This window comes from Microcella sp. (assembly GCF_025808395.1).
Lineage (GTDB): Bacteria > Actinomycetota > Actinomycetes > Actinomycetales > Microbacteriaceae > Microcella.
On the sequence record NZ_CP075524.1, the window covers coordinates 1259957 to 1275950 of the forward strand.

9 protein-coding genes are annotated in these 15994 nt (G+C 69.9%); 4 read left to right on the forward strand and 5 right to left on the reverse strand.

The genetic code is table 11. The features are described 5' to 3' along the window. Positions 1-45 precede the first annotated feature (45 nt). Both mnmA and KIT89_RS06235 read right to left on the reverse strand, forming a co-directional pair. Complete coding sequence (gene mnmA / locus KIT89_RS06230; RefSeq protein WP_297603754.1) at positions 46-1230, reverse strand: tRNA 2-thiouridine(34) synthase MnmA; 1185 nt, start codon at positions 1228-1230, stop codon at positions 46-48. A gap of 481 nt (positions 1231-1711) precedes the next feature. Then, entirely contained in the window at positions 1712-2968 is a 1257-nt protein-coding gene (locus KIT89_RS06235) for a cysteine desulfurase family protein (protein ID WP_297603755.1), read from the reverse strand. A 77-nt stretch (positions 2969-3045) separates the two neighbouring features. Between KIT89_RS06235 and glgX the strand changes: the two genes are divergently transcribed. Next, entirely contained in the window at positions 3046-5094 is a 2049-nt protein-coding gene (gene glgX / locus KIT89_RS06240) for a glycogen debranching protein GlgX (RefSeq protein ID WP_297603756.1), read from the forward strand. Beyond that, a complete protein-coding gene (ybaK, locus tag KIT89_RS06245; RefSeq protein WP_297603757.1) occupies positions 5087-5581 on the forward strand; it encodes a Cys-tRNA(Pro) deacylase in 495 nt (164 codons plus the stop codon). Before glgX ends, ybaK begins: the two co-directional genes overlap by 8 nt. A gap of 24 nt (positions 5582-5605) precedes the next feature. On the opposite strand, the gene glgP is transcribed toward ybaK, so the two are convergent. Next, positions 5606-8158, reverse strand: coding sequence for an alpha-glucan family phosphorylase (gene glgP, locus KIT89_RS06250; protein WP_297603758.1), 2553 nt, complete (start codon positions 8156-8158; stop codon positions 5606-5608). 570 nt (positions 8159-8728) lie between these two features. Here glgP and KIT89_RS06255 point away from each other — a divergent pair. Both KIT89_RS06255 and glgB read left to right on the forward strand, forming a co-directional pair. Continuing rightward, on the forward strand, positions 8729-10708 hold the full coding sequence (locus tag KIT89_RS06255) for an alpha-1,4-glucan--maltose-1-phosphate maltosyltransferase (protein WP_297603927.1): 1980 nt from the start codon (positions 8729-8731) through the stop codon (positions 10706-10708). Then, entirely contained in the window at positions 10708-12891 is a 2184-nt protein-coding gene (gene glgB / locus KIT89_RS06260; protein ID WP_297603759.1) for a 1,4-alpha-glucan branching protein GlgB, read from the forward strand. The genes KIT89_RS06255 and glgB overlap by 1 nt, the downstream gene beginning before the upstream one ends. 9 nt (positions 12892-12900) lie before the next feature. Here glgB and KIT89_RS06265 read toward each other — a convergent pair whose 3' ends face one another. Together KIT89_RS06265 and KIT89_RS06270 are read right to left on the reverse strand one after the other, a co-directional pair. Next, positions 12901-13833 (reverse strand): tetratricopeptide repeat protein, encoded by a 933-nt coding sequence (locus KIT89_RS06265; protein ID WP_297603760.1) that lies wholly within the window; start codon positions 13831-13833, stop codon positions 12901-12903. Continuing rightward, entirely contained in the window at positions 13830-15698 is a 1869-nt protein-coding gene (locus KIT89_RS06270; RefSeq protein ID WP_297603761.1) for a hypothetical protein, read from the reverse strand. Before KIT89_RS06270 ends, KIT89_RS06265 begins: the two co-directional genes overlap by 4 nt. Between the last annotated feature and the right edge of the window lie 296 nt (positions 15699-15994).

Sequence of the window (15994 nt, forward strand, 5' to 3'; positions counted from 1 at the left end):
CTAGAGATCACGGCGCGGGTGCGGCGCTGCGACGCCGGCGGGCGGCTATTGCGCCGCGACGAGGTCGGCCGCCACGGTGCGGTCGATCGTGCACTGCCCGAGCACGCGCGTGCCGACATAGATGACGGCCGTCTGGCCCGGTGCCACACCGTGCAGGGGCTCGCGCACCTCGACGACGAGTTCGCGGCCCGCGGGCGAATCCGGCTCCTCGACCTCGGCCGGCACCGTCACCACGCGGGCGACCGCCGGCACAGGGTCGGCGTGAGCCCGCACCTGCACGTGGCAGTCGAACGGCTGCAGGGCATCCACCTCGTCGGCGTCACGCGCAGTGATGCCGCTCGCCACCGGGTCGAGGCCCGCCCACGTGAAGCGGCGCCCGGCGAGCTCGCGGATCGCCAGCGCCTCGCGCGGGCCGACGACGACCTCGTTGGTGCGCGGGCGCACCTCGAGCACGAAGCGCGGGCGGCCGTCGGGCGCAGGCACGCCCAGGTTGAGGCCGCGCCGCTGCCCGACCGTGAAGCTCGTCGCGCCGTCGTGCGTGCCGACCGGCGTGCCGTCGCGGTCGACGATTGCGCCCGTCGCCGGCTCGATGCGGTCGGCGAGCCAGCCGCGCGTGTCACCGTCTGGAATGAAGCAGATGTCGTGGCTGTCGGGCTTCTGCGCGACCGTCAGGCCCCGCTCGGCGGCCTCGGCGCGCACGACGGCCTTCGACGGCGTCGTGCCGAGCGGAAACATCGAGTGCGCCAGCTGCTCGCTCGTCAGCACCCCGAGCACGTACGACTGGTCTTTCGCCTCGTCGGAGGCTCGATGCAGTTCACGGTTGCCGGCGGAGTCGGTGACGATGTGGGCGTAGTGCCCCGTCGCGACGGCGTCGAAGCCGAGCGCGAGGGCCTTCTCGAGCACTGCCGCGAACTTGATGCGCTCGTTGCAGCGCATGCACGGGTTGGGCGTGCGACCGGCCGAGTACTCGGCGATGAAGTCGTCGACGACGTCGGCGCGGAAGCGCTCGCTGAAATCCCACACATAGAACGGGATGCCTAGCAGTTCGGCCGCCCGACGCGCGTCGAGGCTGTCTTCGATCGTGCAGCAGCCGCGACTGCCGGTGCGCAGGGTTCCGGGCATGCGGCTGAGCGCGAGGTGCACGCCGACGACGTCGTGGCCAGCCTCCACAGCGCGCGCGGCGGCCACGGCGCTATCGACGCCGCCGCTCATCGCTGCCAGAACTCGCATGCTTCTAGGGTACGCGCGCTCGCTGAGGGTGCGCGCGCTGCTGCTGACAGGGAGATCGCACGCATCACGAGCCTCCTCGTCTGCAGGCCGGCCGGGCGGGTGCCCTGTGCGGAGAGGCTTCAACAACTACGGAACATCACGAACCGCCATCACTTTCTTCCGTAGTTGTTGAAGCGTGCGCGAGGGAGGACCCCGGCGCGGTCAGCAGAGGCGCACGCAGTCGGGGTCGACAGAGTTTGGAGGCCGGTGGCGGACGGGAGGGGGCGCGCGGGGGGGGGGAGGGGGCGGGCTGGCGGCGCGAGACGCTGGGCGGGAGGGGACGGGCTGGCGGCGCGAGACGCTGGGCGGGAGGGGGACAGGCTGGCGGCGCGAGACGCTGGGCGGGAGGGACGGGCGGCGGCGCGGGCGCTGGGCGGGAGGGGGCGCGCTGGCTGCGCGCGGCGGCGGGCGGCTGGCTGTGCGCGGCGGCGCCGGCGGGAGGCTAGCGGCCGAGGCGGGGGTCGCGCGCGGCGAGTCCCGCCGACTGGGCGCGTTCGACTGCGGCGGGCAGCACGGCGAGCAGTGCGTCGATCTCGTCGGCGGTGGTCGCCGGGCCGAGGGTGACGCGCAGGGCGCCGCGAGCATCCGCCTCGGTGAGCCCCATGGCGAGCAGCACGTGCGAAGGCTCAGGAACCCCCGCCTGGCAGGCCGACCCGGTCGAGACGGCGAACCCGGCGGCGTCGAGCAAGAACAGCAGCGAGTCGCCTTCGGCGCCGGGCACCGTGAAGTGCAGCGTGCCGGGCAGCGCGAGAGTGTCGATCGCGTCGGCGCCGGCGATCGCGCCCGCGGCTCCGCGCAGCACCGCCGTCGGCACCGTGCTGCGGATGCCCTCCGCGAGCCGCGCACGCAGCCAGCGCTTGTGCAGCGCACGCTCGTCGAGTTCGGCGTGCGCGAGCTCTGCGGCGGCGGCGAAGGCTGCGGCCCCGGCGGCGTCCATGGTGCCCGAGCGGCCGCGCTGCTGCGAGCCTCCGTGCATGAGCGGCACGACCTCGGCCGCGCGACGCAGCACGAGCGCCCCCACCCCCACCGGGCCGCCGACCTTGTGGGCCGAGATCGAGACGGCCGACACCCCGTGCGGCAGCGGATCGAGCCGCACCTGCCCGTAGGCCGCGATCGCGTCGACGTGCACCGGCACGCCGACCGCCGCGGCGAGCGCGGCAGCCTGCGCCACCGGTTGCAGCGTTCCGACCTCGTTGTTCGCCGCGAGCAGCGTGAGCAGCGCCACGTCAGAGCCATCGCCGAGGGCGGCCTCGAGGCTGTCGAGCCGCACCGCGCCGAGCGCGTCGACCTCGACCCAGCTGATCTCGGCGCCCTGATGCTGCGCGAGCCACTCGACGGCGTCGAGCGTGGCGTGGTGCTCGGCGCGCGGCACGACGATGCGCGGCCGGGGCAGCGCAGCGCGAGCGTTGGGCGACCCGGCAGGGTGCGGCGCAGCTGGGGGCGACGGGTTGCGGGCCCAGAACATCCCCTTGATGGCAAGATTCACCGCCTCGGTGCCGCCGCCCGTGAACGTCACCTCGATCGCCTCGACACCGAGCGTGGCGGCGATGCGAGCCCGGGCCTCATCGACCATCGCGCGAGCCCGCTGACCCGCCGAGTGGATCGACGAGGGGTTGCCCGCGAGCGAGAGCGCGTCGAGGTACGCCTCGCGCACCCGCTCGGGCATCGGCGAGGTGGCGGCGTGGTCGAGATAGATCACGAGCGCCTCCCACCCTCAGCCTGAGATCGAGCCGCGCGTGAACGGGGCGGGCTCGTCGTTGACTTAGCCTAAGACGCATGGCCTCAATGGATGCGCTCGGGCACCTGGGGGTGCGGCAGACAGCACGCGGCGGCGAACTGCGCGTCTGGAGCGAGCACGCGACGGCGATGCAGCTCTGCATCTTCGCTGCCGACGACCCCACCTGGGTGGCCGAGACGCACGACCTGCAACGCAACCGCTTCGGCGTCTGGCGCACCACGACCCGGTCGCTGCGGCCCGGCACGCGATACGCCCTGCGCGTCGACGGGCCGCACGGGCCAGGGCACGCGTTCGACCCCGATCGCCTGCTGCTCGACCCCTATGCGCGCGGACTCGGGCGCACCTCAGACGGCGACTGGCGCGCCTACGTGCAAGACGACGAGTTCGACTGGGGCGGGGTCGAGAAGCCACGGGTGCAGATCGATCACACCGTCGTCTACGAAGCGCACACGAAGGGGCTCACCAAGCTCTCCCCCGAACTGCCCGACGACCTGCGCGGCACCTACGCGGGCCTCGCCCACCCCGCGACGATCGCCTACTTGCGCGACCTCGGCATCACCACCGTCGAGCTGCTGCCCGTGCACCAGTTCGTGAGCGAGCAGCGGCTGCAGGGCCAGGGCCTCGTCAACTACTGGGGCTACAACACCCTCAACTTCTTCACCCCGCACGCCGCCTACGCCACCAAGTCTGCGCAGTTCGGCGGCACGGGCGCCGTGCTGCGAGAGTTCAAGGGCATGGTCAAGCTGCTGCACGAAGCGGGGCTCGAAGTGGTGCTCGACGTGGTCTACAACCACACCTCTGAGGAGGGCCCCGAAGGCCCCACGACCAGTTTTCGCGGCATCGACAACGCCTCGTACTACCGGCACACCCCCGACGGCGACTACATCGACACGACGGGGTGCGGCAACACCATCGACTTCTCGACGCCGGCGGCGCAGCGCCTCGTTCTCGACTCGCTGCGCTACTGGGCCAACGACGTGCAGGTCGACGGGTTTCGCTTCGACCTCATGGCCACGCTCGGCCGCGACGAGGCGGCAGAGTTCGACCCCGAGCATCCACTGCTGCGGGCGATTCTCGACGACCCGGCACTGCAGGGCGTCAAGATGATCTCTGAACCGTGGGATGTCGGCATGGGCGGCTGGCAGGTCGGCAAGTTTCCGGCCGGCTACCACGAGTGGAACGACGGCTTTCGCGACCGCGCCCGCGCGTTCTGGCTCACCGACGTGGGTTCGGCTCGCGAGCACGGCAGAGCCCCCGAAGGCATCGGCTCGCTCGCGCGCCGCATCACCGGCAGCGCCCACGTCTTCGCCGAAGAGCGCGGACCCCTCGCGAGCGTCAACTTCATCACCGCCCACGACGGGTTCACGATGGCCGACCTCGTGTCGTACAACGCGAAGCACAACCTCGGCAACGGTGAAGACAACCGCGACGGCACCGACAACAACCGCTCGTTCAACCACGGGGTCGAGGGCCTCACCGACGACAGCACGATCACGGTCGAGCGGCGCAAAGCCATGCGCAACCTCTTGGGCACACTGCTGCTCAGCGCCGGCATGCCGATGATCACGGCGGGCGATGAGATCGGCCGCAGTCAGCGCGGCAACAACAACGCCTACTGCCACGACAGCGAGCTCACCTGGCTCGACTGGAAGCACGAAGGCTGGCAAGAAGACCTGTTTCGCGTCACGCAGCGACTGCTGCAGCTGCGTCGCGACAACCCGGCACTGCGGCCCCTCAGGTACGGCCGATGGGGCGAGACGGTGCCGAGCGCGACGCAGATGGACTGGTACAACAAAGACGGCCTCGCGATGACGATGGACGACTGGGATTCACCCGCCGAGCGCACGCTGCAGTACCTCGCCGCCTCGACGCCAGAGTTCGAGGCCTTCAACCGCATTCTGCTCATCGTGCACGGCATCGAAGAGCCCGCCGATGTGACCCTGCCCGCCCACGAGGGCGTCGAGGGCTACACCCTGCTGTGGGACAGCTCGCACGACGACATCTCTGAACTCGAGCCCGAGCACTCGCCCGGTGACACGCTGACGGTGGGGCCGACGTCGATGCTGCTGCTGCGGGCGCATGGCTAGAGCACGCCCCTCGGCTGGCCCCGGTACTCCAGCGACGGTCGCGCTCACCGCGGCGGGCATCGCGTTCACCGCGCACACCTACGTGCACGACCCGGCGACGACGAACTACGGTCTCGAGGCCGCGTCGGCGCTCGGGCTCGACCCCGAGCGTGTCTTCAAGACGCTGCTCGCCGACGTCGACGGGCGGCTCACTGTCGGCATCGTTCCAGTGACGAGCATGCTCGACCTCAAGGCGCTCGCCGCCGCCGTGGGCTCGAAGCGCGCGGTCATGGCTGACCCGGCGGTCGCCGAGCGCAAGACCGGCTACGTCGTGGGCGGCATCTCGCCGATCGGGCAGAAGACGCCCCTGCCGACCGTGCTCGACGAGACGGCTGAGCTCTGGCCCACGATCTTCGTGTCGGGGGGTCGCCGCGGCTTCGATCTCGAACTCGCGCCCGACGACCTGCTGAGCGTCACGAGCGGCCGACTCGCCGACATCGCGCGCTGAGCGCGCTGAGCGGGATGAGCCCGCTCAGTCGGCGATGGCGACCAGCCCGAGCTCAGCCGGGTTGGCGAGCAGCGCATGCCGCGGGGTCACCCGCACCGTGTAGCCGAACGAGCCAGGGCGTTCGAGCGGCACGGTGGTCGAGAACGTCGCCGGCTGCCCGAGCTCGTGCCCGACGAAGTCGAGGGTCTTGCGCCGCACGTCGACGAGGTCGTCTCCGTTGCGGGCCCGACCGTAGGCGAGCTCGACGAGCACGTCGTCTGCCGTGAGCTCACCCAGGTGCACGTGCGCGCGCACCGACAGGTGGTCTCCGACCTGCGGAGACTGCACTCCGCCCGATTCGACGTGGGTCACGGCGACGTTCGGCCACTGCTCGGCGACGCGCGCCTTCCAGGCGGCGAGCTCGCGCGCAGGGCGGTAGCCGTCGACCGAGATCGCCTGCCCGGCGTGCGCCGCGGGAATGTACAGCCGCTCGACGTACTCGCGCACCATGCGGTCGGCCGAGAGCTCGGGCGAGAGCGTCGCGAGCGTGTGGCGGATGCTCTGCAGCCAGCGCCGCGGCAGGCCGTCGGCGTCGCGGTCGTAGAAGCGCGGGGCGATCTGGTGCTCGATGAGGTCGTACATGGCCTCTGCTTCGAGCGAGTCGCGTTCTGCGTCGTCTCCGGCGGCGTCAGCGGTCGGTATCGCCCAGCCGTTCTCGGCGTCGTAGTACTCGTTCCACCAGCCGTCGAGAATCGAGAGGTTGAGTGAGCCGTTGAGGGCCGCCTTCATGCCGGATGTTCCGCACGCCTCGAGCGGACGCAGCGGGTTGTTCAGCCAGATGTCGGTGCCGGGGTAGAGCACTCGCGCCATGCCGATGTCGTAGTTGGGCAAGAACACGATGCGCTGCCGAACCTCGGGGTCGGAGGCGAATTGCACGAGCTTCTGAATGAGGGCTTTGCCGCTGTCGTCTGCGGGGTGCGACTTGCCGGCGATGACGAGCTGCACGGGGCGCTCGGGGTCGGTGAGCAGCGCGCGCAGGCGGTCTTGGTCGTGCAGCATGAGCGTCAGGCGCTTGTAGGTCGGCACTCGTCGCGCGAACCCGATGGTGAGCACGTCGGGGTCGAGCAGCTGGGTCATCCAGCTCGGTGCGGCGACGCCGGGGTTCTGCTCGGCCCAGGCGGCGGTCGTGCGCGCTCGCGCGTCGGCGACGAGCTGCTCGCGCATCGCCCTGCGCACCGACCACAGGTCGGCGTCGGTGACGGCCTCTGAGCGCCAGTCGCAGTGGTCGGTCGCGTAGGTGCCGAGCTTCTCTTTCGCGAGCGCGACCATGAGCGGGTCTGTCCAGGTGGGTGCGTGCACGCCGTTGGTGACCGAGGTGATGGGCACGTCGTCGTTGTCGAACCCCGGCCAGAGGGCGCCGAACATGCCCCGTGAGACCTCGCCGTGCAGTTGCGAGACGCCGTTGGCGCGCTGGGCGAGCCGCAGCCCCATGACGGCCATGTTGTGCACGGCCGAGTCGCCGCCGTCGAAGTCTTCGGCTCCGAGTGCGAGCACCTCGGCGGCGCTGACGCCCGGCAGCAGCTCGGTCGAGAAGTATCGCTCGATCAGCTCGCTGTCGAAGCGGTCGATGCCGGCGGGCACGGGCGTGTGCGTGGTGAAGAGCGTCGCCGCACGAACGACCTGCAGCGCTTCGGTGAACGAGAGCCCTTCTGAGATGAGGTCGCTGATGCGCTCGAGCCCGAGAAAGCCCGCGTGGCCCTCGTTGGTGTGGAAGACGGTGGGTGCCGCGGTGCCCGAGACGTCGACGTAGCGCTTGATGGCGCGCACGCCGCCGATGCCGAGCAGCAGCTCTTGCAGCAGGCGGTGCTCGCCACCGCCGCCGTAGAGGCGGTCGGTGACGCCGCGCAGGTCGTCGTCGTTGTCGTGGATGTCGGTGTCGAGCAGCAGCAGCACGACGCGGCCGACGGTCATCTGCCAGACGCGTGCGTGCAGGGCGTCACCGCTGGGCAGGGCAAGACTGACGCGCACGGCACTGCCGTCGTGCTCGCGCAAGAGGTGCATCGGCAGGCCGTCTGGATCGATGACCGGGTAGCTCTCTTTCTGCCAGCCGTCGCGATCGATGGCCTGGCGAAAGTAGCCCGCCTTGTAGAAGAGCCCGACGCCGATGAGCGGCACCCCGAGGTCGCTCGCGCTCTTGAGGTGGTCGCCCGCGAGAATGCCGAGCCCTCCTGAGTACTGCGGTATGGCCGAGGCGATGCCGAACTCTGGTGAGAAGTAGGCGAGCCGCTCGGGGGCGTCGCTGAGGCTCTGGTACCAGCGCGGCTGCTCGAGGTAGGCGGTGAGGTCTGCCCGCAGCGACTCGGCGTCGGCGATGAAGGCCTCGTCGTGGGCGAGCTGCTCGAGGCGCGCCGGATCAACGGCGCCGAGCAGGGCGATGGGGTCGTGATCGAGGTCGTCCCACAGCTGCGGGTCGATGCGTGCGAACAGCTGCTTGGTGGGCTCGTGCCACGACCAGCGCAGGTTCGCAGCGAGCGCCCCGACTGCGGCCAGTGAGTCTGGCAGTACCGTGCGCACAGTGAATCGGCCGATCGCCTTCACGTTGAATCACTCCTCGAGGCGGGATACGTGGTGGGGTTGCTCCGCTCGTCCACTCTAGGCGAGTCGGCTCGGCGTCGGGAACCGGTTCCAGATGGGATGCTCGGCCGACGCCGCGCCCATGTACGACGCCGCACTCACCGGGCCCGACGCCGCACCGGAGGCGGCAGAAGTGCGACTCGGGCGCACAACACACAGGGCCGCCCCCGCTGCATCAGCGGGAGACGGCCCTGTGTCGCGAGGCCGTTCGAGTCGGCCTCGGTCGTCGGTAGTGCTCAGCACATGCCCACTCGACTGCCGAGTTCGGGTATCTCGGCATCGGAGCGAACCGGGCAAGTATATGCACGCGCATCGACGCTCTGCCAGGTGCTGACGATGATTCGCGTACCCCAGCCGGGGTACATTTCTGCGCCTGCGCCGCGCCGTCGTGCGACACCCGCCTCGGGAGCCAGACTGTGGGCAGATTCTCAGACCCCTTCGTCGACCGAGCGCCCGACCAGGGGCCCGGCGTAGGGTCGAGGGGTGGCATCGACAACGACCTCACCGTTCACTCACCGCATCGGGCGGATTCCGATCAGGCACCTGAGCCCGCAGCAGCCCGAGAACCGCTGGCCGAGCACCGCATTCGTCGGCGAAGTGGTGCCGTTCGCGGCGACCGTGTTCCGCGAAGGCCACGACGTCATCGGTGCCGACCTCGCACTCGTGGCGCCAGACGGCACGACGACCACGCACGCCATGAGCATGCGCGCCGCCGGAACCGACCGCTGGCACGTCGACGTGCAGCTCGAGCAGCCCGGCGACTGGCAGTGGTGGGTCGAGGCCTACAGCGACGACTGGGCGACCTGGCTGCACGCCGCCACCGTGAAGATCGCCGCAGGCGTCGACGTCGACCTCATGCTCGTCGCCGGGGCCCAGTTGCTGCAGCGTGCGAGCGCTCGCGCCACCGAGGCAGGCGACGCGACTGCGGCGACGGTGCTCACGGCCGCCCGCACGGCGATGGGCACGAAGACGCTCACCGCCTCTGCTCGCCTCGCCGTCGCCACCGATGCACGCCTCTCGGCGGCACTCGCGCGGCACCGCCCCACGAGCCTGCACACCCTGAGCGAGCGGCTGACCCTGCGGGTCGAGCGCACTCGGGCGGCGGTCGGCAGCTGGTACGAGTTCTTTCCGCGATCAGAGGGCGCCAAGAAGAAGCGCGACGGCTCGTGGCAGAGCGGAACCTTCGCCACCGCCACCAAGCGCCTGCCCGCGATCGCCGCCATGGGGTTCGACGTGGTGTACCTGCCGCCGATCCATCCGATCGGGCGCGTCAACCGCAAAGGCCCCAACAACACGCTCACCCCCGGCCCGCACGACCCCGGAAGCCCCTGGGCGATCGGCTCGAGCGATGGCGGGCATGAGGCGGTGCATCCTGATCTGGGCTCTGTCGACGATTTTCTCGCCTTCGTGAGCGCCGCCGCGAAGAACGGCCTCGAGATCGCCATCGACCTGGCACTGCAGTGCGCACCCGACCACCCGTGGGTCGCCGAGCACCCCGAGTGGTTCACCACGCTGCCCGACGGCTCGATTCAATACGCCGAGAACCCGCCCAAGAAGTACCAAGACATCTACCCGCTCAACTTCGACAACGACTTCGCCGGCTTGAGCGCCGCAGTGCTGCGCGTCGTGCTGCTGTGGATCGAGCGCGGCGTGCGCATCTTCAGGGTCGACAACCCCCACACCAAGCCCCTGCACTTCTGGGAGTGGCTGCTCGACCAGGTGCGCCGCGACCACCCAGACGTGGTCTTTCTCGCCGAAGCATTCACGAGACCGCCCATGATGCAGGCGCTCGGCGCCGTCGGCTTTCAGCAGTCGTACACCTACTTCACGTGGCGCAACACCAAGTGCGAGCTCGAAGAGTATCTGCACGAGCTCAGCCACGAGACCAGTGACTTTCTGCGGCCCAACCTCTTCGTCAACACGCCAGACATCCTCACCGAATACCTGCAGTTCGGCGGAGTGCCGGCCTACAAGATTCGCGCCGCGATCGCCGCCACGGCGAGCCCCACGTGGGGCGTCTACAGCGGCTACGAGCTCATCGAGAACGTCGCGCGCCCCGGCAGCGAAGAGAACATCGACAACGAGAAGTACGAGTACAAGCCGCGCGACTGGGCTGCCGCCGAGAAGGCCGGCGCATCGATCGCGCCCTACCTCACGACCCTCAACACGATCAGATCGCGGCACCCCGCCCTGCGGCAGCTGCGCAACCTCACCGTGCACTGGAGCGACGACGAGGCGATTCTCGTCTACTCGAAAGTGCTGCCGGGCAGGTTCGTGCGCAGCGGTCGCAGCGACGGCATCATCGTGGTCGCCAACGTCGACCCGCATTCGGCTCGCGCCACGACGGTGCACCTCGACCTCGAGGCGCTCGGACTGCCGGCAGGCTCGACCTTCGACGTCGTCGACCTCGTCACCGGCGAGCGCTTCAGGTGGGGGGCCGACAACTACGTGCGCCTCGACGCGTTCGTCGAACCCGTGCACATTCTGCGCATCGAGTATCCGAAAGGCGTCTGATGGCCGCGAAGAAGACAGCACCCCTGCCCGCGCTGCACCCCGACCACCGGCGCGCGCTCACCGAGGGCCGCCACCCCCGGCCCCACGATGAGCTCGGGCAGCACCACGTCGACGGCGGCTGGCTCGTGCGGGTCGTGCGCCCGCTCGCGGCGACGGTGACGATCGTGCGCACCGACGGCACCGAGCACGCCCTCACGCACGATGCCGACGGACTGTGGCACGGCCTGCTGCCCGGCGGCCTCGCCGATGGGCAGGCCTACACCGTGCGCACCACCTATGACGGCGGCCCCGACTGGAGCGCCGACGACCCCTACCGCTTCGTGCCCAGCCTCGGAGAAGTCGACCTCTACCTGCTGGGCGAAGGCCGGCATGAGCAGCTCTGGCAGGTGCTCGGCGCCCACCATCGGCCCCACGAAGACGTCGACGGCACGAGCTTCAGCGTGTGGGCGCCCCACGCGCAGGCGGTGCGCGTCATCGGCGACTTCAACTCGTGGAACGGCGCCGGCCACGCGATGCGCCGGCTCGACGACAACGGCATCTGGGAGCTCTTCGTGCCGGGGCTGCGCAGCGGCTCGACCTACAAGTTCGAACTGCTCACCGTGAACGGCGAGTGGGTCACGCGCGCAGACCCCATGGCGCGCTACACCGAGACTCCCCCGGCCACGGCATCGGTCGTCGGCGACTCTGCGCACGAATGGAACGACGGCGAATGGATGGCGAGCCGTGCGGCTCGCAACCCGCACGACGGCGCCATGAGCGTCTACGAGATGCACCTCGGCTCGTGGCGGCCCGGGCTCGGCTACCGCGAGATCGCCGACCCGCTCATCGACTACGTCACGCAGCTGGGCTTCACGCACGTCGAGTTCATGCCGCTCGCCGAGCACCCCTACGGCCCCTCGTGGGGCTACCAGGTGACCGGCTACTTCGCGCCCACGAGCCGCTTCGGGCACCCCGACGACCTGCGCTACCTCATCGACCGGCTGCACCAGGCGGGCATCGGCGTGATCATGGACTGGGTGCCTGCGCACTTTCCGAAAGACGAGTGGGCGCTCGGGCGCTTCGACGGGGCGGCGCTCTACGAGCACGCCGACCCGAGGCGCGGCGAGCATCCCGATTGGGGCACCTACATCTTCGATCTGGGCCGATCGCAGGTGCGCAACTTTCTCGTCGCCAACGCGCTCTACTGGCTCGAAGAGTTTCACATCGACGGACTGCGCGTCGACGCGGTCGCGAGCATGCTCTACCTCGACTACTCGCGATCTGAAGGCCAGTGGCTGCCCAACGAGAGGGGCGGGCGCGAGAACCTCGAAGCCATCAACTTCTTGCAGGAGGTGACGGCCACCGCCTACAAGCGAGTGCCCGGCATCGTCATGATCGCCGAGGAGTCGACCTCGTGGCCCGGCGTCACCAAGCCGACGAGCGAAGGCGGGCTCGGCTTCGGCATGAAATGGAACATGGGGTGGATGCACGACACGCTGTCGTACATGGCGCGCAACCCCATGTGGCGCTCGCACCACCACAACGAGATCACCTTCTCGTTTCTCTACGCCTTCAGCGAGAACTTCTTGCTGCCGATCAGCCACGACGAAGTGGTGCACGGCAAGGGCTCGCTGCTCGCCAAGATGCCGGGCGACCAGTGGCAGAAGCTCGCCAACGTGCGGGCCTACCTCGCCTTCATGTGGGCGCACCCCGGCAAGCAGCTGCTGTTCATGGGTCAAGAGTTCGGGCAGCCCAGCGAGTGGAGCGAAGAGCGCGGGCTCGACTGGTGGATTCTCGACCAGCCCGTGCACCAAGGGCTGCACCGGCTCGTCGGGCAGCTCAACCGCGTCTACCGCGACACGCCAGCGCTGTGGCAGCTCGACAACTCGCCCGAGGGCTTCGCATGGCTCGAAGGCGGAGACGCCGCCAACAGCGTCATCGCCTTCGAACGTCGAGACACCCACGGCACGCCCCTCGTCGCCGTCGTCAACTTCAGCGGCAACCCCGTCGGGCCCTACCGACTGCCCCTGCCGCGCGCGGGCCGGTGGCGTGAAGTGATCAACACAGATGCCACCGAGTTCGGCGGATCAGGAGTGGGCAACTTCGGCAGCGTCGACGGCACCGACTCGCCGTGGGGCGGGCGGCCCGCCTCGGTCGAGCTCACGCTGCCACCGCTCGCGGCGCTGTACCTGCAGCCCGAGTAGGGCCTGAGGTCAGAACAGCAGCGCAGTCAGCGCGCGGCGCGCGGCGATCGTGCGCTCGTCATCGGCGCCGACGATCTCGAAGTAGTCGAGCAGGCGAGTGCGCACGGCAGCCTTGCCCTCGGCGTCGAGCTCGGCGAAGATGCGCAGCAGCCGGGCGAACGCGTCGTCGACGTGACCCCCGCTGAGGTCGAGGTCGGCGACCGCGAGCTGGGCATCGACACTCGACGGCTCGGCGGCGGCAGCGGCTCGCACCGCGGCGGCATCGAGGCCGTCGAGTCGCTGCAGCAGCGACACCTGCGCAAGACCGGCGACGGCGAGCTGGTCGCGCGGGTTCTGCGCGATCGCCGTGCGGTATGCGGTGGCCGCGGCGGCGTAGTCGCCCTCGCTGATGGCGTCGAACGCCTGCTGGTGCAGAGGCGGCAGGGGTTCTTCGGCCGGCTCGACGCCGGCCTCGGCGTCGTCGACCGAGACGGTGCCCGTGACGCCGTTCTGCGCCGCGACCTCGAGCACCTGGTCGAGCACCTGGCGCACCTCGGGCTCGCTCGGCATGCCGACGAACAACTGCATGGGGCGGCCGCCGATGATCGCCGCCACGGCGGGCACCTGCTGCACCTGAAACGCTTGCGCGAGCTGCGGGCTGCGGTTGCCGTCGACGGTGGCAAGAACGAGCCGGCCACCGTACGAGGCGATGAGCGCACCGAGCGACGGCGCGATGCCCTCGGCGAAGAACTCGACGATGACGGGCACGGTGCGCGAGAGCTCGACGGTCTCGGCGAAGCTCGAGTCGTCGATCTCACGCACGACGGCGCTCTGCGGTGCCGCGGGTGAGGCGCCGGCGGGCGGCGCACCCGCAGGAGCGTGCGGCGACTGCGCCGCCCTCACGAGCGATGACAAGTCGACGGCGCCGCGCAGCGCCGCGCCGTTCAGTCGAGCGTCACTCACGCGACCTCCTCCGCACTGATGAGCCCCTGCGTGTAGCCGAGCAGCACGACCTGGTCGTCGCTGCCGAAGGGCGGAACATAGAACAGCACTTGAATGCCGTAGCTCGCCGAGATGCCGCGCGTGCTCTGCGTCTTGCCCGAGAGCGCGGCCACCGGAGCCGGCGCGTTGATCGCCGCACCGGCCTGGGTGGGCGTGACGCTCTCGGTCTCGGTGAGGTAGAGGGCCACGAGCGCGCCGCCGTCGTTCGTCACGAACGACACGATGTCTGCCTCGCCGACAGCACCGGCGAACGAGATCGTGGCCGTCTCGGGCAGGGCCGAGCGTCGTGCCTGCTTCGCTTCGGCACCGATCTGCTCGAGCAGCGTGTCGCCTTCGATCTGGAAGAGATCGAACGACTCGCTCTCGGCCCCTCGCAGCAGCACGTCGGAGTAGCCGGCGGCGACATCAGCAGGGCTCACCGCCAAGAGCGGAGTGTCGCTCTGCAGCACCGGGGTGCCGATCGAGGCCGGCGCCACCTCGGGTCGCGTGGCGTCTTCGGCGAGCGTCACCGTGATGGCGTAGTGCACCTTGTACTGGCTGCGCGGGTCAGCCTGCACGAGCACGAGAGCCATGGGCGGTGACGAGGTCTCGACGCCCTCGTCATCGACCACCGGAGGGGCCTGCACGATCGCGAACACCGAGCGCGGCCAGGTCGAGCCCTCTTCGGGCAGTCGTTGCGGCAGGGTGACCTGCACGGTTCCCGGCGGAATCACGGGGGCGATGGCGAAGTCTGCCTCGTCGTTGCGAATCGCGTAGCTCGCCTCGCGCAGCTCGAGGGCCGGGCCCGCGAGGCGGGTGGCGGCGAGCGAGGCGTCGATCGTCTCATCGGCCTGCGCGACGACTGAGCCGACTCGGCTGACGATGCGGTCGAGCTGGTTCTCGGTAAGGGCCACCGCCGGCGTCGTACTGCCTTGCGTCGGCGTCGGCGCCGGCGTGGCGCTGCTCATCATGACGCTGCCGTTCGTGCAGGCTCCGAGCGCGAGCGCGGTCGTCAGCAGCACGGGCACGAGGGCGACGCGCTGCACCGCGCGACGACCCTTCGGTCGGCCGCCGATCGAGCGGCCAGACGTGGGTCGATACCGTGAAGGCTTGGGCACCTTCGGCATCTTCGGCGTCTTGCGCCGGGGCCCGCGCTGACGACGCATGTGCAGCAGCGCCCACAGCAAGAAGAAGAGACCAATGATGAGCGATGCCACTCCGCCGAGAATCAGCATGGTCGAGAACGGTGTGCTCGAGTCGAGCGGCCACGTCACCGAGAACGTCTGGGGCGCGGGCAGCACGCCGTCAGACACCATGACGAGCGACACCGTGGGAGGCACGTTGATCGTGAGGCCCAGCTCGCCCTCGCCCGTGTAGTCGCCGTACCAGAGGTCGCCGCCGTAGAGGGCCGGAACCGCGGTCTCGGCGCCCCACACCGTCTCGGTCACCAGTTCGCCCAGCTCGGCGTCGAAGGTGACGAGCGTGTAGGTGGCGGGCCCGACCCAGGCGAGCACGTCGGCAGTGCGGCCGTAGGCCGCGGCGATGGACTGGGTCTCGGTGACGGCGGGCTCGACCTCCTCGTCGGCCGGCGCCTCGGTCGTGCCGTCGGTGACGATGGGGTCGGGCAGCTCGGCCGTGCCGCTCACGCCCCCAATGATCGAGATCGTCTGCCGCCCCTCATAGGCGTTGAGGGCGCTGCCGTCGATGACGGTCACGGCAGCGGTCGACTGCAGCTCGACGGTCGAGGTCACACGGTCGGGCGGCGCGAGAATCGTGCGCTGCGCGACCCCCAGGCCGACCCCGACGACAGCGACGACGAAGAACACAATGGCGGCGATGAATCGCACGGACTACTCCTCTCGTGCTGGTTCGGCGCGACCGAGTGATCGCGGCCCGCGACGGTCGAGCGATGGAGCCACTTGAAGATGCGGAAGCATCTCTCCACCTGCGCTCGACATCGGGCGAAAACCGTCAGAGTGACGGCCGACCAGCAGAACAAAGACATTCCAGAATAGCGGATGCTGACCTTGAGTCCCATTCGAGGCGCGAGTGAGGGCATCCATCACCCGTATTCGGGCGGCAGACCGCCATGAACCACGGCTACACTCAGACGGTTCCCCTCACCGAAATCCCGGGAGAAGCA

Excerpts from the sequence above, each read along its gene's own strand:
- ybaK (WP_297603757.1), top strand. The coding sequence starts at position 5,087 with ATGGCTAGAGCACGCCCCTCGGCTGGCCCCGGTACTCCAGCGACGGTC.
- glgX (WP_297603756.1), top strand. The coding sequence starts at position 3,046 with ATGGCCTCAATGGATGCGCTCGGGCACCTGGGGGTGCGGCAGACAGCA.
- mnmA (WP_297603754.1), bottom strand. The coding sequence starts at position 1,230 with ATGCGAGTTCTGGCAGCGATGAGCGGCGGCGTCGATAGCGCCGTGGCC.
- glgB (WP_297603759.1), top strand. The coding sequence starts at position 10,708 with ATGGCCGCGAAGAAGACAGCACCCCTGCCCGCGCTGCACCCCGACCAC.